Annotated in this window: 13 protein-coding genes and 3 pseudogenes; 6 read left to right on the top strand and 10 right to left on the bottom strand. The window is 75.4% G+C overall.

From position 1 onward, the window contains the following. The first annotated feature begins 135 nt into the window (after positions 1-135). The 3 genes from ACQP2H_RS10305 to ACQP2H_RS10295 all read left to right on the top strand — a co-directional run bounded on the left by ACQP2H_RS10305 (position 136) and on the right by ACQP2H_RS10295 (position 3,631). Complete coding sequence (locus ACQP2H_RS10305; protein ID WP_433232332.1) at positions 136-1,767, top strand: RecQ family ATP-dependent DNA helicase; 1,632 nt, start codon at positions 136-138, stop codon at positions 1,765-1,767. Positions 1,768-1,830: 63 nt separating this feature from the next. Then, positions 1,831-2,334 (top strand): hypothetical protein, encoded by a 504-nt coding sequence (locus tag ACQP2H_RS10300; protein WP_357535907.1) that lies wholly within the window; start codon positions 1,831-1,833, stop codon positions 2,332-2,334. Between the two features lie 262 nt (positions 2,335-2,596). After that, a complete protein-coding gene (locus ACQP2H_RS10295) occupies positions 2,597-3,631 on the top strand; it encodes a helix-turn-helix domain-containing protein (protein ID WP_363820994.1) in 1,035 nt (344 codons plus the stop codon). A 193-nt stretch (positions 3,632-3,824) separates the two neighbouring features. On the opposite strand, the gene ACQP2H_RS10290 is transcribed toward ACQP2H_RS10295, so the two are convergent. From ACQP2H_RS10290 to ACQP2H_RS10255, 8 genes and pseudogenes are all read right to left on the bottom strand, one after another. Next, a complete protein-coding gene (locus ACQP2H_RS10290) occupies positions 3,825-4,808 on the bottom strand; it encodes a DNA topoisomerase IB (protein ID WP_433232329.1) in 984 nt (327 codons plus the stop codon). Position 4,809: 1 nt separating this feature from the next. Beyond that, a complete protein-coding gene (locus ACQP2H_RS10285; protein WP_433232326.1) occupies positions 4,810-5,823 on the bottom strand; it encodes a glycosyltransferase family 9 protein in 1,014 nt (337 codons plus the stop codon). Beyond that, positions 5,820-6,521 (bottom strand): SDR family oxidoreductase, encoded by a 702-nt coding sequence (locus tag ACQP2H_RS10280; protein WP_219469516.1) that lies wholly within the window; start codon positions 6,519-6,521, stop codon positions 5,820-5,822. Before ACQP2H_RS10280 ends, ACQP2H_RS10285 begins: the two co-directional genes overlap by 4 nt. Next, positions 6,518-8,024, bottom strand: a pseudogene (locus ACQP2H_RS10275) (PfkB family carbohydrate kinase). Before ACQP2H_RS10275 ends, ACQP2H_RS10280 begins: the two are co-directional and overlap by 4 nt. A gap of 327 nt (positions 8,025-8,351) precedes the next feature. After that, positions 8,352-8,960: pseudogene (locus ACQP2H_RS10270) on the bottom strand (D-sedoheptulose-7-phosphate isomerase); the annotation flags it as partial. Next, positions 8,960-10,177 (bottom strand): glycosyltransferase, encoded by a 1,218-nt coding sequence (locus tag ACQP2H_RS10265; protein WP_208569404.1) that lies wholly within the window; start codon positions 10,175-10,177, stop codon positions 8,960-8,962. The gene ACQP2H_RS10265 and the pseudogene ACQP2H_RS10270, both read right to left, overlap by 1 nt. Next, positions 10,162-11,136 carry a glycosyltransferase gene (locus tag ACQP2H_RS10260; protein WP_357024436.1) on the bottom strand — a complete coding sequence of 325 codons (975 nt, stop codon included), beginning with the start codon at positions 11,134-11,136 and terminating at the stop codon, positions 10,162-10,164. Before ACQP2H_RS10260 ends, ACQP2H_RS10265 begins: the two co-directional genes overlap by 16 nt. 89 nt (positions 11,137-11,225) lie before the next feature. Beyond that, positions 11,226-12,905: pseudogene (locus tag ACQP2H_RS10255) on the bottom strand (HAD-IIIA family hydrolase); the annotation flags it as partial. A gap of 140 nt (positions 12,906-13,045) precedes the next feature. On the opposite strand from ACQP2H_RS10255, the gene ACQP2H_RS10250 reads away from it, so the two are divergent. Both ACQP2H_RS10250 and ACQP2H_RS10245 read left to right on the top strand, forming a co-directional pair. Further along, entirely contained in the window at positions 13,046-13,504 is a 459-nt protein-coding gene (locus tag ACQP2H_RS10250) for an SRPBCC family protein (RefSeq protein WP_208569401.1), read from the top strand. Between the two features lie 90 nt (positions 13,505-13,594). Then, positions 13,595-14,362, top strand: coding sequence for a polyprenol monophosphomannose synthase (locus ACQP2H_RS10245; RefSeq protein ID WP_208569400.1), 768 nt, complete (start codon positions 13,595-13,597; stop codon positions 14,360-14,362). Positions 14,363-14,419: 57 nt separating this feature from the next. Here ACQP2H_RS10245 and ACQP2H_RS10240 read toward each other — a convergent pair whose 3' ends face one another. Next, positions 14,420-16,033, bottom strand: coding sequence for a phytoene desaturase family protein (locus ACQP2H_RS10240; protein WP_433232321.1), 1,614 nt, complete (start codon positions 16,031-16,033; stop codon positions 14,420-14,422). Between the two features lie 70 nt (positions 16,034-16,103). Here ACQP2H_RS10240 and ACQP2H_RS10235 point away from each other — a divergent pair, with 70 nt between their 5' ends. Continuing rightward, entirely contained in the window at positions 16,104-17,537 is a 1,434-nt protein-coding gene (locus ACQP2H_RS10235; RefSeq protein ID WP_433232319.1) for an aldehyde dehydrogenase family protein, read from the top strand. A gap of 51 nt (positions 17,538-17,588) precedes the next feature. Here ACQP2H_RS10235 and ACQP2H_RS10230 read toward each other — a convergent pair whose 3' ends face one another. Next, positions 17,589-17,990, bottom strand: coding sequence for a ChaB family protein (locus ACQP2H_RS10230; protein WP_208569397.1), 402 nt, complete (start codon positions 17,988-17,990; stop codon positions 17,589-17,591). Positions 17,991-18,148 lie beyond the last annotated feature (158 nt).

Raw genomic sequence — 18,148 nt, 5'->3', positions numbered from 1 at the left:
GGTGACCCGTGGTCGATCGCGCGTGCGCGCCCGGTCACGACGCCTGACCTGCGACGTACCGGCCCCCGTGGGCGGTGGGTCCGATCCGGTGGGAGCGGTTTCGGCATTGATGCCCCCGGGTACCTCCGGCCCTCGATGAAGCTGTCCATGCACTCGACGACGTTGCGCCGCGCGGCGCGCAGCCTGTTCGGCTGGAAAGCGCTGCGGCCCAACCAGCTCGCCGCCATGCGCGCGGTGATGAAACGACGCGACGCCCTGGTGGTACTCCCCACCGGAGCCGGCAAGTCGGCGATCTACCAGATCCCGGCCAGCCTGATCCCCGGGCCGACGGTGGTGATCTCCCCCCTGCTGGCCCTCCAGCAGGACCAGATCGCCGCGCTCAACGAACGCCAGCGGCCCGAGCTGCGCGCGGTGCGGATCAGCTCCGACGAGAGCGCGGCCCAGCAGGCCGAGGCGATCACCGAGATCCGGCAGGGGCGGGCGGAGTTCCTCTTCATCACCCCGGAGGCGCTGGCCAACCCCGACCGGATGGCCGAGGTGCGGTCGCTGGAGCCGGCCCTGGTGGCGATCGACGAGGCGCACTGCATCTCGGCGTGGGGGCACGACTTCCGCCCCGACTACCTGGCGTTGGGCCACCTGATCGACGGTCTCGGCCGCCCGCCGGTGGTGGCGTTGACCGCCACCGCCTCCCCGCCGGTACGCGACGACATCATCGCCCGGCTGCGGCTGCGTGACCCCGAGGTGGTGGTCTCCGGGCTGGACCGGCCGAACCTGTTCGTCGAGGTCGCCCACTGCCCGACCGACGACTACCGCTGGCGACGGCTGATCGCACTGCTGCGCGACGACGTACGGCCCGGCATCATCTACGTGCCGACCCGGCGGGCCGCCGAGGAGTTGGCCGAGCGACTGACCACCGCCGGATACCCGGCGGAGTTCTACCACGGCGGGATGCCCACCGCCGCCCGGCACCGGCTGCACGAGGCGTTCCTCGCCGACCAGGTGCCGATCATGGTGGCGACCTCGGCGTTCGGCATGGGCATCGACAAGCCCAACATCGCCTGGGTGGTGCACATGGCGCTGCCCGACTCGCCGGACAGCTACTTCCAGGAGATCGGCCGGGCCGGGCGCGACGGTGCGCCGGCCCGGGTGCTGCTGCTGTGGCGGGCCGAGGACGTCGGCCTGCAACGCTACTTCTCCGGCGGCCTGCCCGACGAGACCGAGCTGCGGGACCTCGCCGCGCTGCTGCGTCGTCGACCGGCCACCAAGAAGGCGCTGCGCGAGTCGACCGGCCTCGGGCCGCGCAAGCTCGGGCAGTACCTGGCCCTGCTGGAGCAGATCGGCGCGGCCGAGCCCCGGGCCGGGCAGAAGATCGGTGCCCCGCGCTACGCCCCCACCCCGGCGGAGGCCGGCGCGGCGGCCCTGGCCGAGGCGGAACGGCAGCAGACCGTGACCCGGTCCCGTACCGACATGATGCGGGCGTTCGCCGAGACCACGGGCTGCCGGGGGCAGGTGCTGCTGGCGTACTTCGGTGAGCAGATGTCGCACATCTGCGGGCACTGCGACAACTGCCACGCCGGCACCAGCGTCGCCAACGACGGCGCGGTCGGCCCCTTCCCGGTGCACAGCCAGGTCCGGCACCCGGAGTGGGGCCCCGGCCTGGTCCTCAACTACGAGGACGACCGGATGACGGTGCTCTTCGACGAGGTGGGCTACAAGACGCTCTCCGTGCGCGTGGTGTCCGAACAGGGTCTGCTGACGCTGGACTAGCCTGACCCGGGCGACCGCCCGGGTGCGGTGCCCGCAGTGAAACGAACCGAGAGGGGCTCAGTCGTGATCGAACAGCCGGCGTACACCGGGTTCGGGTTCTCCGACGAGGAGTGGGGGCTGCTGGTCGGCCTGCCGCAGTCGGTCCTGACCGCGGCGAGCGCCGCCGAGTCGGACGGCGCCCGGCGGACCCGGGCCGAGAACGCGGCCGGGTTGGAGACCATCGCCACCGGTCGGGAGTCGGCCAGCCCGCTGGTCGCCGCCGTCGCCGGGGAGATCGTGTCCCGGGTGGGCGACCCGGAGGCCGGCGAGGAGTTGCCGGTGATCTCGCCGGCCGACCCGCAGGCGCTCATCGACGACGTGCTGGTCCGGGCCGGGGAGGCGGCCGCCCTGCTGGCCGCCAAGGTCGACGAGGGCGAGGGCGGGGCCTACCGGCACTGGCTGGTGGAGATCGCCGAGCAGGTGGTCGGGGCGGCGTCCAGCGGAGGGCTGCTCGGCATCGGCGGCGACCAGGTCAGCGACTCGGAGCGCAGGTTCCGCGACCGTCTCTCCCAGGTCCTCAACGACTGAACACCGCACCGCGTAGGCTACGGGCCGGGCCGCCGTCAGGCTGGCCCGGCCCGCGCTGTCGTCAGCGTCGTCGACCCGCGCCGACCGCACCGCGCGTACGCGGGTTCCTGCCTCAAGGTCACGCTCGAACATGGTTGTAGTGGCATCGCCACGCCCGGAGGCCACACCAACCATGAAGCAGCACGATCTTGCCGGGGCACTCGGGGTGCTGGCCTCTTCGCCCACAATGGTGGGGTGATGCCCGCCGACGGGGAGGCCGGACATGGTGCACCGCACAGTGATCGACACCGAACAACTACCACCCGCGGAACGGTTCGGGATGTGGCTGGACCTGGTCGCCCGGACCGCCGCGCCGTTGCGGATCCGCTCCGCGCACCAGCACGACTTCCGGGCCCGCGCCGAGTTCGTCGAACTGGGTCCGCTCCGGTTGGTGCGGTACCGCTACCCGTCGTTGGAGGCGGTCCGCACCGCGAAGCTGGTCCGCCGCACCGAGGTGGACTTCCACATGCTCGCCCTCACCACCAACGGCACCGGCATCGCCGGGCAGGCCGGGCGGGAGAGCCGCCTGGGCGCGGGCGAGTTCACCTTCTACGACGGCTCCCGGCCGCACGAGGTGAGCCACCTCGGCGACGGCAACGGCGCGGAGCACGCCGCCTCGATCGTCGCCCTGATCCCGTACGGGTCGATCCCGCTGACCCCGGATCGGCTCACGCCGCTGCTGGCCGGCCGGATGTCGGCCAGCGAGGGGATCGGCGCGCTGGTCGCCCAGTACCTGACCCGGATCACCTCGTACCCCGAGCAGTACCGGCAGGCCGACGCCGAACGGCTGGGCGGGGTGGCGCTGGACCTGGTCTCCACCATGTTGGGCCGGTACCTGGTCGCCGAGGACGAGCTGCCCCGCGAGGTACGCCGTCAGGCGCTGCTCGCCCAGGTGCGGGCGTACGCCCAACGTCGGCTGGGCGACGCCGGGCTGACCCCCGCCACCATCGCCGAGGCGCACCACGTCTCCGTACGGAGCCTGCACCGGCTCTTCGAGGCGGAACAGACCACGGTGGCGGCGTACATCCGGGAACTGCGGTTGGAGCGCTGCCGGCGGGACCTGGCCGATCCCGCGCTGGCGCACCGGCCGGTCCAGGCCATCGCCGCCCGCTGGGGTTTCCGGGACAAGGCGCACTTCAGTCGGGCCTTCCGGGCCGCCCATCAGCTGACCCCCCAGGCGTACCGGACGCTCCACCTGCAACAGGCACGGATAGTCAACAGCCCGGCGTCCGAAGTCAACCCGGGGCCGACATACTGACCGTGGGCCGACGGTCACCCGACCGTGCGGCCCGACGGTAACGGGGGACCGCGGTGGCGTCCGTGACCCACGGTCACGGACGACCGCCCCGGTGCCGCATCCACCCGGCGCGACCGACATCGCGCGGTGGGCTCCCCGGCCGCACCGACCCCGGCCCCGTCGCCCTTCCCCCCAGGACTCGCGGCGGGGCCGGTCAGGCCTCCTCCAGCAACTCCAGCACCAGCCGCTCGACCTGCTCCTGCGGGGAGCCTGCGGCCACGGGCAGCACCACCCCGTCGTGGTAGAGGTCGACCACCCGGGGGTCCACGTACGACGTACGGGCCACCGTGGGGGTGTTGCCGAGCAGTTCGGCGACCGCCCGCATCACCCCGGCCACCGCCCGGCGACGGGCCGTCACGGAACGCTGCGCCCCCACGGTCGCCAGTTCCGTGGCCGCCCGCACGGTGGCGTGCCAGGTGCGGAAGTCCTTGGCGGTCATCTCGCCGCCACTGGCGTCGCGCAGGTAGCCGTTGACCTCGTCGCTGCGCACGTCCCGCCAGGTCCGCCCGTCCCAGTAGCCGAAGAGCCGTTCCTCGGTCCGCCGCCGCCGACGCAGGTGGGTCAGCACCCGGCACAGTTGCGGGTCCTCGATCCGGCGGACCTGTTCGATGCCGCCCTTGGCCGGGAACTCGAAGACCACGCAGCCGCCCCGGGACCGGGCGTGCTCCGGGCGCAGGGTGGACACGCCGAAGGTGGCGTCCTCCCCGACGGCGTACTGCTCGTTGCCGACCCGGAAGGTGCCCATGTCGAGCAGGCGGGCGACGGTGGCGAGCACCCGGTCCCGGTTCAGCCCCCGGCCGGCCAGGTCACCGGCGATACGCTCCCGCAGGCTCGGCAGCCGCCGGGCCACCTCCAGCACGTGGTCGAACTTCGCCTCGTCCCGCTTACGCCGCCACTCGGGGTGGTAGAGGTACTGCCTGCGGCCGGCGGCGTCGGTCCCGGTGGCCAGGATGTGCCCGTTGGGGTACGGCGCGATCCACACGTCCGACCAGGCCGGTGGGATCACCAGGTCGCCCAGCCAGGCCAGGGTGTCGGGGTCCCGGACCCGGGCACCGTGCCGGTCCAGGAAGGTCCAGCCCTTGCCACGTCGGCGACGCCCGTACCCCGCCCGACCCGGATCACTACGCCGCAGTCGCACCTCAGACCCGTACCGTTTCCTCGGCCTCGTCCACGGCGGCCAGCACCCGGTCGACCGGGAGCGCCACCCATCTCGACGCCGGTGGTACCCCGGACGAACCGTCGCAATCCTCGCCCGACGCCCAGAGCACCCGGTGCCACGGCCGGTCCGGCGGCGGCCCCCACCGGGCCGGAGGCACCGGGCCGAACAGCAGCACCGACGGCACCCGGTAGGCGGTCGCGAGGTGGCCGACCCCGGTGTCCCCGCTGACCACCAGCCGGGCGGCGGCCACCAACGCGGCCAACTCGCCCAGGTCGGTCCGGCCGGCCAGCACCGCCGACCCCGGCAGGCCCGCCTCGGCCGCCACCCGGCCGGCCAACTCCCGCTCGCCGGCCGAACCGGTCACCACCACCCGGTGCCCCCGGTCGGTCAGCTGCCGGGCCAGCGCGGCGAACCGGTCCGCCGGCCACCGCTTCGCCTCGACCTTGCTGCCGGGATGCACGACTGTCGCCCCGGTCGGCATCCGCCCCGCTGCCGGCCGCCGCAACGCCAGGTCGGTGCGGTCGGCCGTGACGCCGTACCAGGCGAGCAACCGGCACCACCGGTCCACCTCGTGTTCGTCGTCGCGCCAGCCGGGGCCGGCGCAGTGCCCGGCCGGCGGACACCGGAAGGCCCACAGCCGGCCCGCCCCGGCCAGCATCCGGTGCGAGCCCGGTCCCCGCCCGTGCAGGTTGACCGCCACCTCCGGCGGCGGCCCGGACCACCCCGGCGCACCCGACGGCGACGACCCGAGCCAGGGCGGCGCACCACCGGACGACCGGTCGGGCCACCCGGTCGTATCGGGCCAGGGTGGCCGGCCGAGGTCGTCGGTGGGCAGTAACCGGTCGATCCCGCCGACCAGGTCGACCAGCGGGCCCAGCCAGGCCGGCGCGGCCAGCACCAGCTCCTCGTCCGGGTATCCGGCCCGCAGCGCCCGCAGCGCGGGCACCGCGGTGGCCAGGTCACCGACGCCGAGCGCCCGCAGCACCAGGATCACGGGTACGAGGTCTCCTGTTCGGCGCAGACCACCAGTTCTCGCACGGCACAGCCGGGTGGTTGGGACAGCGCGAACATGATCGCGGCGGCGGTGTCGGCCGGGTCGTTGAGCTTCGCGTCCGGTCCCGGTCGGTACTGCGGGTCGCGGTCGTCGAAGAAGGCGGTCCGCATCCCGCCCGGGATCACCAGGGTCACCCCGACGCTGCCGGCCAGCTCGGCGGCGAGCGACCGGGTGAACCCGACCACCCCGAACTTCGCCGCGCAGTACGCGGTGGCGTCCCCGACCGCCTTGACGCCCAGGGTGGAGGCGACCGTGACGACGTTGCCCCGGGACTCCGCCAGGTAGGGCAGCGCGGCCCGGATCACCGCCACCGTGGCGAGCAGGTCCACCACGACGATCCGCTCCCAGGTGTCGCGGGGGACGTCGGCCAGCCGACCCGGCACGTCCATCCCGGCGGCGGTCACCACCGCGTCCAACCCGCCGGCCTGCTCGGCCAGCTCCCGGGTGGCCTCCTCGGCGGCCCGGGTGTCGGCCAGGTCGCACTCGACCCACGGCACCCCGTCGCCGGGGCGGCGTCGGTCCAGCACGAGTGGTCGTCCGCCGGAGCCGGCCACGGCGGCGACCACCGCCGCGCCGAGCCCGCTCGACCCGCCGGTGACCAGGACGGCCGGACCGGCACCGGGTGGACTGCTGCTCATCGTGCTCCCTCCGCTGTCGTACGTGCCGGGCCCGCCGTCGAAGGCGCCGGGCCGGCCGGGGTACCCGCCGGCCCCGGCTGCGGGGCGGCGGTCCGGCGTCCACCGCGGGCCGCCGCGATCATCTCGGTGGTGGAACGCCCGGCGAGGTACGGCACCACCACGCTGTCCCCACCCCACCGGCGCAACAGCTCGGCCTCCGGCAGGGCCGGTCCGTCACCGACGCCGGTGGCGTAGTCCCCGCCCTTGACCCAGATGTCGGGCCGCAGCCAGCCCAGCGCCGCGTGCGGGGTGGTCTCGTCGAAGACCACCACCGCGTCGACGCAGCCCAGCGCGGCGAGCAGCCGGGCCCGGTCCCCCTGCGGGATCACCGGCCGGTCCGGGCCCTTGAGCGCGGTGACGCTGGCGTCGGAGTTCACGCACACCACCAGGCAGTCGCCGAGCTGCCGGGCGGCCTGGAGGGTCGCCACGTGCCCGGCGTGCAGCAGGTCGAAGCAACCGCCGGTGGCCACCACCGTCCCGCCGGCCGCCCGGACCTCGGCCACCACCGCACCGGCGGCGGCGGCCCCGATCCGCTCCCCGCCGCCGACCAGCACCGGCGGGCAGGCCCGCACCGGTACGGGCAGCGCGGTGGCCACTCCCCGTCCGCCACGTACGCCGACGCCGCGCCGACCGCCGCCTGGACCGCCTCGGAGACCAGCGCACCCTGGGCCAGCGCCAGCCCGGCCGCCGCGGCGAACCGGTCCCCCGCCCCGCAGGTGTCCCCCTCCGCGGACAGCGGCGCGGAGACCATCAGCGGGGTCGACCCGGCGGAGCAGAGCAGCGCGCCGTCACCGCCGAGGGTGACCACCACCGCCCCGGCCCGCCACCGGTCCCGCAGCCCCTGCCCGGCACGGGCCGCGACCGCCAGCCGTGACCCGCCCGGCGGCACCTTGGCCAGGTCCCGGGCCTCCGCCTCGTTCGGCGTGACCAACTGCACCCCGGGCACGGCGACCGGGCCACGCGGATGCGGGTCCCACACCACCGGGGCCCGGGTCGCGGCCAGCGCCGCCCGCAGCGCCGGCTGCCGGGCCACCCCCGGCCGTAGTCGCTGACCAGCACTGCGGACGCCCCCGCGAGCAGCCGGAGGACCGCCTCGGAGGGTGGCCCCGGTTCGCCCGCCGCGCCGCCCCGGTCGTGGCGCAGCAGCACCCGGCCCCGGGCCCGCAGCCGGATCTTCTCCGGCGTGGTCCCGGCCAGCGGCAGGCCGTACACCTGCACCCCGGCGGCGGTCAGCAGGCAACTGAGCCGGGCCGCCCCGGCGTCGTCGGCGAGGGCGGTCACCAACGCCACCTCGGCACCTGCGGCGGCGGCGAAGACGGCGGCCAGGCCCGCCCCGCCGGGCCGGTCGGCGTACGCCGTCTCGTCCAGCACCGGCACGGGTGAGTCGGGGCAGAGCCGGTTCACCACCCCCTCGACGTCCCGGTCGAGCAGGGTGTCCCCGACCACCACCAGTGGGCCCCTCACGCCGGATCCTCCCGGTGCCCGTCGGCCGCCGGGTCGATCCCGTCGACGACCACCTCCACCCCGGCCCGCACCGGACCGGGGTCCGCCAGCGGCGGCACGGGCCGACGATCCCCCGCCGGACCATCCACCAACGGACCGTCCACCGGCAGACCGTCCACCGACAGGTCGGGCACGGCGTCCACCGACGGGTCGGGCAGGGCGTCCACCAGCGGATCGGGCAGTTCGTCGGCCGGCGGACCGTCGACCGGCAGGTCCGGGACGCCGACCGGGGGCGGGCGGCGGCCCGGTCGGGGCGACGCCACGGTCGGCGGCCACGGCGGCCGACTGCCCGGCCAGGGCCGCCAGCGCCGTGGGCAGCGCCCGGTCGACGTACTCGCAGAGCACGTGGGTGGAGACCAGGTGCAGCTCCTGCACCACCTGGCTGTCCGGGGAGGCGACGGTCAGCGCCTCGTGGCAGGCCCCGGCGAGCGGGTTCGGCGCGGGGCCGGTGAACGCCCAGCAGCGCAACCCGGTCTCCCGGGCGGCGTCGACGGCGGCGAGCAGGTTGCCACTGGCCCCGCTGGTCGACATCAGCAGCAGCACGTCACCCGGCCGGCCGTGGGCCCGCACCTGGCGGGCGAAGACCTCGTCGTAGCCGTAGTCGTTGCCGATCGCGGTCAACGCCGAGGTCTCGGCGTGCAGGGCGATCGCCGACAGCGGCTGCCGGTCGTCACGCAGCCGGCCGACCAGCTCGGCGGTGAGGTGCTGGGCCTCGGCGGCGCTGCCCCCGTTGCCGGCGACCAGCAACCGCCCGCCGCCGGCCAGGATGCCGGCCAGCTCGGTGCCCCAGCGGGCCAGCAACGGCTCCGCCGCGCGGTACGGCAGCATCGCCTCGACCAGCAGGTCGAGGTGCGCGTCCAGTAGGCCGGCCCGCGCCGCCCGGGTCGACGTCGTCATCAGGCGACCACCCGGCTCGGCCGGTGCACGGCGGCGACCTCGGCGTACACCTCGGCCAGCCGGTCGGCGGCGGTCGCCCAGGAGTAGCTGTGGCGGGCCCGCTGCAACGCGGCGGTGGCGTACCCGAAGCGGCGGATCCGGTCGCCGAGCAGGCTGCCCAGCGCGGCGGCCAACGCCTGCGGGTCACGGGCCGGGACCAGGTCGCCGGTCACCCCGTCGACCACGGTGTCGCGGATGCCGCCGACCGCGGTACCGACGACGGGCACCCCGCAGGCCATCGCCTCCAGCGGGGTCAGCCCGAACGGTTCGTACCAGGGCGCGGCGACCAGCACGTCGGCCGACCGGTACCAGCGGCCCATCTCCTCCCGGGGCACCGCCCCGACCAGCCGGACCCGGTCGGCGACCCCGCAGGTGCCGGCGAGCGCCCGCAGCCGCCGGGCGTACGGGTCGGTCTCCAGCAGCCCGGCGGGCGGCCCCCCGACCACCAGGCACTCGGCGTCGGGCACCAGTGCCATCGCCCGGATCACCGTCTGGAAGCCCTTACGCTCGACCAGCCGGCCGACGGTGAGCACCCGGGGACGGTCGGGTTCCCGCTCGACGGCCGGGCCGAGCGGGGCGAAGGTGTCCAGGTTCACCCCGGACGGCACGACGGTCATCCGGGACCGGGGGACACCGAGGCGGACCAGCTCCCCGACCTCGTCGCGGCACTGGGCGACGACCCGGTCGACGGCGCGGCCCAGTTCCCGTTCGTAGCCGATCCGCCGGGCCGGGCTGGTGTCCTGCACCCCCTGGTAGCGCTTCTTGACGGTGCCCAACGCGTGGTAGGTCTGCACCACCGGCACCCCGGTCTGCCGGCTGGCGGCGAGCGCGGCCAGCCCGCTCATCCAGAAGTGCGCGTGCACCACCTCGGGTGTCCAGTCCCCGCCCCGCCACCGGGCGGTGAGCCAGTGGCTGAACTCCTTCATGTGCGGCAGCAGGGCGTCCTTGGCGACCGGCTCGGCCGGACCGGCGGGCACGTGCACCACCTCGTACCCGTCCGGGGCCCGGACGGTGACCGGCAGGTCGACGGCGTCGCGCCGGGTGTAGACCCGGACGTCGTGGCCGGCCGCCACCAGCGCGGCGGAGAGTTCCGCGACATGCGTGTTCTGCCCACCGGCGTCCTCACCGCCCAGCACGGCGAGCGGGCTGGCGTGCTCGGAGATCATCGCGATGCGCATACTTCCTCCTCCAGCAGGCGGTCCCAGTCGGCGAGGAAACGGTCGAGGCCGTAACGGCCCAGCGCGGCGGTACGCGCCTGCGCACCCACCCGGCGGGCCTCGGCGGGGTCGGCGACGAACCCGGCGGCGGCGGCGAGCAGGGTGTCGACCCGGGTGGACAGCGCCCCCGCCCCCGGTGGCACCGCCTGTACGGCCTCGGTGGTGGCCAGCGCGACCACGGGCATGCCGATGGTCATCGCCTCGATCAGGCTCAGCCCCAGCGAGGTCCACCGGCACAGGTGCAGGTAGGCCCGCCGCCGGGCCAACTCGGCGTGCATCCGGTGCTGCGGGACGTCGTCGTGGCTGGTCAGCCGGTCGGCCGGCAGTCCGAGGTGGTCGGCGAGCCCGGCGACCTTCATCCCGAAGACGTCCAGCGGGGCGATCTCGGCGAACCGGGCCAGCAGGTCGGTGCCGGTGATCCGCCCCCGGCGTACCGGCTCGTTGATCACGACGGCGAGCCGGTCCAGCTCGCCGGTCCAGGTGACGGCGGGGGGCACCACCCCGTGCTCGACGACTGCGGTGCGGGTGCTCCCGTTGTCCCAGAACAGCTCGTTGAAGTGGGTGACGTGGGTGAGCAGCAGGTCGTCCCGGTCGGCCATCGGGTGCCGGGTGTTCGGCACGTCGCCCTTCGGGGTGTTGTGTTCGACGTAGACCGCCGGCACCGCCCGGCCCACCGGCCGGCCGAGCCACTCGCCGGCCAGGTCGTACTCCTCGGGGCGTTGCAGCAGCACCACGTCGACGTCGGCGTGGCGCAACTGCTGCGGGGTCACCTCGACGGCGCTGTCCGGCCACGGGTAGGTGCGCGCCCGGCCCAGCCCGTACGCGCCCCGGTCGGGGGTGACCGGCACCAGGTAGCGATGCTTGCCGTGCACGAAGGACGTGGTCCACGACCCGTGTACGTGCCAGAGCAGGATGTTCATCGGTGACTCCCCCGCCCCACGGTCACCGGCGACGCCCCGGCCGGCGAGGGTCCGGCCGGTGACTCGGCCGGCGACGGTCCGGCCGGCGAGGGTCCGGCGGGGCCGAGGAGCGGCACGCCGACCGGGCCGGTCGGGGCGTCGGCGGGAACGCCCAGCAGGCGTACCGCGTCGAGGACCCGGCCCGGCTCGACGGCGGCCAGGCAGGGGTGGCCGGGCACCGGGCAGACCGTGGCCCGGGTGTCCCGGCAGGGCGCGGCGGCGTCGCCCAGCCGGACCGTCGGCACCCGGTACGGACCCCACTGTCCGTAGGGGACGGTCGGGGCGAACAGGCTGACCACCGGCACGCCCAGCGCGGCGGCCAGGTGCGCCGGCCCGGTGTTGCCCACCACCAGCGCACCGGCGTCGGCGAGCACCCCGGCCAGCTCGGCCAGCCCGGTCCGGCCGCCCAGGTCGATGCCGGTGTCGCCGGCCACCCGGGCGGTCAGCGCGGCCTCGTCGGGTCGACCGGTGACCGCCACCCGGTGCCCGGCGGCGGTGAGCACCCGGACGATCCGGGCGGCCAGGTCGGGTGGCACGGCCCGGCTCGGCACCGCCGAACCGGGATGCAGCACCAGGTAGCCGGGGCCGCCGAGCCCGGCCGGTGTGGGCGGCAGCCGGTCGGTGCGCACCCGCAGCCGCAGGTCGTCGCCGTCGGGCAGGGCGAAGCCGGCGGCGACGGCCAGCGACAACGCCCGTTCCGGCTCGGGCAGCCCGGCGGGGACCCGGTGCCGGACGTCGAGCAGGGAGCCGGGGTAGTCGTCACTGATCGCGCTGACCCTCGGGACACCGGCCATCCGCAGCAGCAGGGCCAGCGGCAGCGGTGACTGGTGGAAGGAGGTGAAGACGACCGCCTCGTCGGCGCGTACCGCCCGCAGCCGGGCGGTGAGCCGGTCGATGTCCTGCGGGTCGACCGGGGCGGGTGCGCCGTCGATCCAGGGCAGCGGCCACTCGACGATCTCGTCGACACCGGGCAGCAGGGCGGCGGCGTCCCGGCCCCGGGGGCCGCAGAGCAGCACGACGCGCCCGGCGTGACCGGCGACGGCGCGGATGGCGGGACCGGTGACCAGGACGTCCCCGGCGGAGTCGCTGCGGACCACCAGCACGGTGCCGGTGCGGCGCGGGGACGGGGCGGCGACCAGGGCGGCCCGGCGCAGGATCAGGTCCACGGCGGCGGGCAGGTCGGCGGCGACGTGTCCGGCGGCGGCCACCTCGGCGGCCCGGGTGGTGGGGGTGGGCACCAGGATCGCGGCGGCACCGGCCGCAGCGGCGGCGGCCTGGTCGGCGTCGATGTCCCCGACCAGCACGCAACGGTCCGCGGTGGTGCCGAGCGCCCGCGCGGCGGCGTGCACCATGCCCGGGGCGGGCTTGCGGCAGCCGCAGCCGGCGCGCTCGTCGTGCGGGCAGTGCTGCCAGGTGTCGAACGGGCCGAGCAGTTCCTCCACCCGGGCGTTGACGGCGCGCAGCTGTGCGGCGGTGAACAGCCCCCGGGCCAGCCCCGACTGGTTGGTGACCACCCCGAGGCGCAGGCCCGCGGCGCGCAGCCGGTCCAGTGCCGCCCGGGCCCCCGGCACCGGCCGGACCTTGTCCGGGTCGCCGTTGTAGGGGACGTCCTCGATCAGGGTGCCGTCCCGGTCGAGCAGCACCGCGTCGTACAGCGCGGGACGGCCCCGGCCAACGCCCGGGTCAACCCGGCCTGGCCTGCACTGATATGGCTCCGCGTCCCGTGGCACGGGCGGCGGGTTCCCGAGGCCCCGGGGAGTAAACCTGACCCTGTCGGCAGGTGGGTCGGGTCGCCGGTGCAGCGTTACCCGTCGGCCCGGAGAAGCTAACGCGCCGGGTTAGGCCGGGACGACCCGGGTACAGGGCAGCGATGGCGATCGTGGAGAGAGTGGTCGATGCACCCCCGCAGCAGGTCTTCGACGTGCTGGCCGACGGGTGGACGTACAGCGACTGGGTGGTCGGCACGGTGCACGTGCGCGACGTCGACGCGCAGTGGCCCCGGGTGGGCACCCGGCTGCACCACCGGGCCGGGCCGTGGCCGTTCTCGCTGGAGGACGCCTCGACGGTGCTGGCCTGCGACCCACCGCACCGGCTGGTGCTGCGGGCCGGCCTGTGGCCGGCCGGGGAGGCGATCGTGGTGTTCACCCTGACCCCGACCGGTGACGGTGCGACCCGGGTCCGCATCGGCGAGGACTTCGCCGCCGGCCCGTTGCGCTGGTTCCGCACCAAGCTCAACGACCTGGTGCTGCACCAGCGCAACAAGGAGACCCTGCGTCGGCTCTCCGACATCGCCGTACGGCAGAAGGCCGACACGCACGCCGATCGGTGACCGGGCGGTCGCGGGGAGCCTCGGCGGGGTCCCGCCGGGCTTTTGGCTACCCTGTGGGGGAATGCCGTCCGCCGACTGAGGATGTCCGACATGATCGAACCCGTGGAGCTGCCGTCACCGTGGCGGGACGCACGCCTGACCGTCGTGGTCCCCACCTACAACGAGGCGGGCAACCTCCCGGTGTTGGTCGACCGGCTGCTGGCCCTTCCGCTGCCGGGGTTGAAGGTGCTCGTCGCCGACGACAACTCGCCGGACGGCACCGGCGAGGTGGCCGACAAGCTGGCCATCGAGCACCCGGACAAGGTGCAGGTGGTGCACCGGGCCGGCAAGGAGGGCCTGGGCCGGGCGTACGTCGACGGCATCGGCCGGGCCCTGGACGGCGGCGCGGAGTACGTGGCGCAGATGGACGCCGACCTGTCGCACCCGCCGGAGGCGCTGCCCGGGATGCTGGGGGCGTTGCTGTCCACCCAGGCCGGCGTGGTGATCGGGTCCCGGTACGTGCCCGGCGGCCAGCTCGACGAGGCGTGGCCGCTCTACCGGCGGGCGCTCAGCGGCTGGGCCAACCTGTACGTGCACACGCTGCTGCGGGTGCGCATCCGTGACCTGACCGCCGGCTTCAAGATCTGGCGGGCCGACGCGTTGCGCGACATCGGCCTGCACCGGGTGCAGTCGAACGGTTACAGCTTCCAGGTGGAGATGCACTACCTGGCCACCAAGCTGGGGCACACCATCCTGGAGGTGCCGATCCGGTTCGAGGAGCGTCGCGACGGCCTGTCCAAGATGACGACCGCGACCAAGGTGGAGAGCGCGCTGATGCCGTTCAAGCTGCGTACCCGGCACCGCAACCTGGACTCCTGACGCGGGCGCCGGTGACCGGGGTCGCCGGTGCCCGCCGCAGGGCCGGTTCCGCCCGGTTCAGTGGTCGGCGCGGTAGAGCGTCCGGTGCGCGGCGTCGATCATCCCGGCGTACAGGCCGCCGGTGACGGCACGGTCGCGGGCCAGCGCGGCGCGGGCGGCGTTCGCGCCGGGTGCGCCGTGCACCCCGCCGCCGGGGTGCGCCGACGCGCTGGCCAGGTAGAGCCGGTCGATGGGGGTGTCGGCCCGGCCCAGGCCGGGGATCGGGCGCAGGAACAGCTGCTGGTACGCCGCCGCGGTGCCACCGCCCAGCGCCCCGCCGACCAGGCTCGGGTCGCCCTGCTCCAGCTCGGCCGGACCGGCGACGTGCCGGCCGACGATCCGGCTGCGAAACCCGGGGGCGGCGGCCTCCAGCACGTCCTCCATCCGGTCCACCTGCCGGGCGATGTCCTCGGCCCGCCAGTGCCGCCGGAACGGCAGGTGGGTGTATGCCCAGAGCGACTCGGTGCCGGCCGGCGAGTGCGTCGGGTCGGCGGTGCTCATCTGCCCCACCAGCAGAAACGGCTGCGCCGGGATCTCGCCCCGGGCCAGTTCGGCGGAGTACGTGGTGAGCCCGTCGAGATCGGCGCCCAGGTGCACGGTGCCGGCGCCGGCCACCGCCGGGTTGGTCCACGGCAGCGGGGCGGACAACGCCCAGTCGACCTTGAGGGTGGAGCCGTCCCAGCGGAAGTGGGCCAGGTCCTCCACCAGCCGGGGTGGCAGCAGAGCGGCACCCACCAGGTCCAGGTAGAGGGCGGGAGCGGGCACGTCGGCGAGCACCGCCCGGCGGGCCCGAAAGGTGGCCCCGCCGACGGTGCGCACCCCCATCGCCCGGCCCCGGGCGGTGAGCACCCGGTCGACCTGCGCCCGGTAGGAGATCCGGCCGCCGCGTTCGGTGAGCCGGGCGACCAGCGCGTCGGTGATCCGCTGCGCGCCGCCCACCGGCACCGGCCAGCCGACCTGCTGACCCAGCATGGCCAGCAGCCAGCCGTACACGCCGGAGCCGGCCTCCTCGGGGGACAGGTCGGTGTGCAGGGCGCAGCCGGCCAGCAGCGCGGGGCCGCCCTCGCCGGTGAACAGTTCACCGCCGAGTTTGCGTACCGGCAGGACCAGCCGGCGGGCCAGGCGCAGCGCGCCGCCGACCCGCAGTTGGCGTAGCAGACCCAGCCCGCCGCGTACCGGGGGGAAGGGGGTGGTGATGGCGTCGAGCATCGGCCCGGACACCTGCGCCCAGTCGGCGTACGCGTGCCGCCAGCGGTCCCCGTCGCCGGGGGCGAACGTCTCCAGCGAGGCGGCCGTGGTGTCCAGGTCCCGGTTGATCACGGCGGCCCGCCCGTCGGGCAGCAGATGGGCCAGCACGTCGGGGGCGTGCGTCCAGGTCAGCCCGTAGCGGGGCAGGTCGAGGCCGGCCAGCACCGGGGAGGCGTACCCGAGGGGGTAGAAGGAGCTGTAGAGGTCACTGAGGTAGCCGGGGGCGGTGACCTCGGCGGAGCGCACCGCCCCACCGGGCGCGTCGGTCGCCTCGAGCACCAGGACGTCCCAGCCGGCGTCGGCGAGCAGGTTGGCGGCCACCAGGCCGTTGTGTCCGGCGCCGATGACGACGGCGTCCGCGCTGTCCGTGCCGGTCGCGATCATCAGATCCGGCTACCCGGCCAGCAACCGGGCGAAACGCGTTTGCTTCGCCGGGAGCGGGGCATCCCCCCGCATGTACCGGGTGGAGCAGCTGATCGGCGGGGTGTGGGGCGCGGGCGGCGAGGGTGGTGAGCTGACGGTCCACGATCCGGCCGACGGCTCCCCCGTCGGCACCGTGCCGGTGGCGACGGCGGACGAGGTGGCCAAGGCGGTCGAGGCGGCCCGGGAGGTGGCCGCCGAGTGGGCGGCCACCGCGACGGCGCAGCGTGCGGAGCTGCTGCTCCAGGCAGCGGACGCGGTGGCGGCGGACGCGGAGGAGTTGGCCGCGGCGACCACGGCGGAGATGGGCAAGCCGCTGGGTGACGCCCGGGGCGGGGTGGCGGCCGGCGTGGGCACCCTGCGCCAGTACGCCGAACTGGGCCCGCTGCGGGGCGGCCGGACGCTGCACGGCGGCGTCGACGCGATCGACTTCATGACGCCGCAGCCTCGGGGGGTGGTCGCCGCGATCACCCCGTGGAACGACCCGGTGGCGGTCTCCTGCGGCCTGCTCGGTGCCGCCCTGGTCACCGGCAACGTGGTGCTGTTCAAGCCCAGCGAACGGACCCCGGTGACCGGTTGGCTGCTGGCCCGGCTGCTCGACGGGGTGTTCCCGGCGGGGGTGCTGTCCCTGCTGACCGGGGGCGCGGAGGTGGGTGCGGCGTTGGCCGCGCAGCCGGTGGACGTGGTGGCGCACGTCGGTGCCACCACGACCGGCCGGGCGATCGCGGCGGCCTGCGCCCGGACCGGGGCCAAGGCCCTGCTGGAGAACGGCGGCAGCGACCCGCTGGTGGTCGACGCCGGGGTGGACCCGGGCTGGGCGGCCGAACAGGCGGCCCTCGGGGCGTTCGCCAACGCCGGGCAGCTCTGCGTGGCGGTGGAGCGGATCTACGCGCACCGGGACGTCGCGGAGGACTTCGTCGACGCGCTGGTGCAGCGGGCCGGGGCGCTGGTCGTCGGGCCGGGGCGCGACCCGGCCACCGAGCTGGGCCCGCTTGTCGACCGGCGGCACCGCGACCAGGTGCACGGGCAGGTCACGGCGGCGGTGGCGCAGGGGGCGACGCTACGCGCCGGTGGGGTGCTGCCGGACGGGCCGGGGGCGTTCTATCCGGCGACGGTGGTCACCGACTGCCGGCACGAGATGACGCTGGTGCGGGAGGAGACGTTCGGGCCGGTGGCGGCGGTGGTGACGGTGGACTCGTTCAGCGAGGCGCTGCGGTGTGCCGCCGACTCGCCGTACGGGCTGGCGGCGACGGTGCTGACCGGGTCGATGAGCCACGCCCAGCGGGCCTGGCGGGAGCTGCCGGTGGGCACCGTGAAGGTCAACGCGGTGTTCGGGGGCGCTCCGGGTGGTGCCGCGCAGCCACGCCGGGGCAGCGGCCAGGGCTTCGGGTACGGCCCGGAACTGCTGGACGAGTTCAGCACGGTCAAGGCGGTCCACCTGGAACCGCCGGCCGGCGGGCACTGGTGAGCCGGGCCGCCCCGAACCGGAGCGGCCCGCGTACCTCACCGGATCCGGCGGTCAGTCGCCCCGGGCCTTGCGGGTGGCCCGGTCGTTGGCCTTCTCGATGGCCTTGACCAGTTCCGGCTTGGTCATCCGACTGCGGCCGGGCACGTCGAGTTTCTTCGCCACCTGCATCAGGTGGTCCTTGGTGGCGTTGGCGTCCACTCCACCGGCGGTGGGTGCCCGGCGGGCGGGGCCACCGCCTGCGGCCTGCCGGTCGCTGGGTCCCTTGCGTCCCTTGGGTTCCCAGTGGTCGCCGACCTTCTCGAAGCTGTGCTTGACGGCGGCGAAGGCGGCGCGGTGCGCCCGTTCCCCCTCGCCGTAGGTCTGCACCGCCGAGTCGTGTGTCTTCTCCCAGGTGCGTTGCGCCTTGTCCGGGGAGCGTCGCAGCGTGCTGGGCAGTACCTCGCGCCCGGGCATCTCGTCCTCCTCCGCGTCGACTGTCTGGCTGTCTGCACGGTTCCCTGCGCCCGCACCGGCAAACCCCGGGCGTCGGGTTTGTCGATTTCCGCCGTCGGGTACCGCCCGGCCCAGGCGCGCACCGGACGTCGGGTCCGCGGGTCGCCGGGCGACGAGGA

Source organism: Micromonospora sp. CA-248260 (assembly GCF_050942205.1).
Taxonomy (GTDB): Bacteria; Actinomycetota; Actinomycetes; order Mycobacteriales; family Micromonosporaceae; genus Micromonospora; species Micromonospora antibiotica.
Note: the sequence above shows the minus strand (reverse complement) of the source record. Positions and strands in the feature narration are given on the sequence as shown.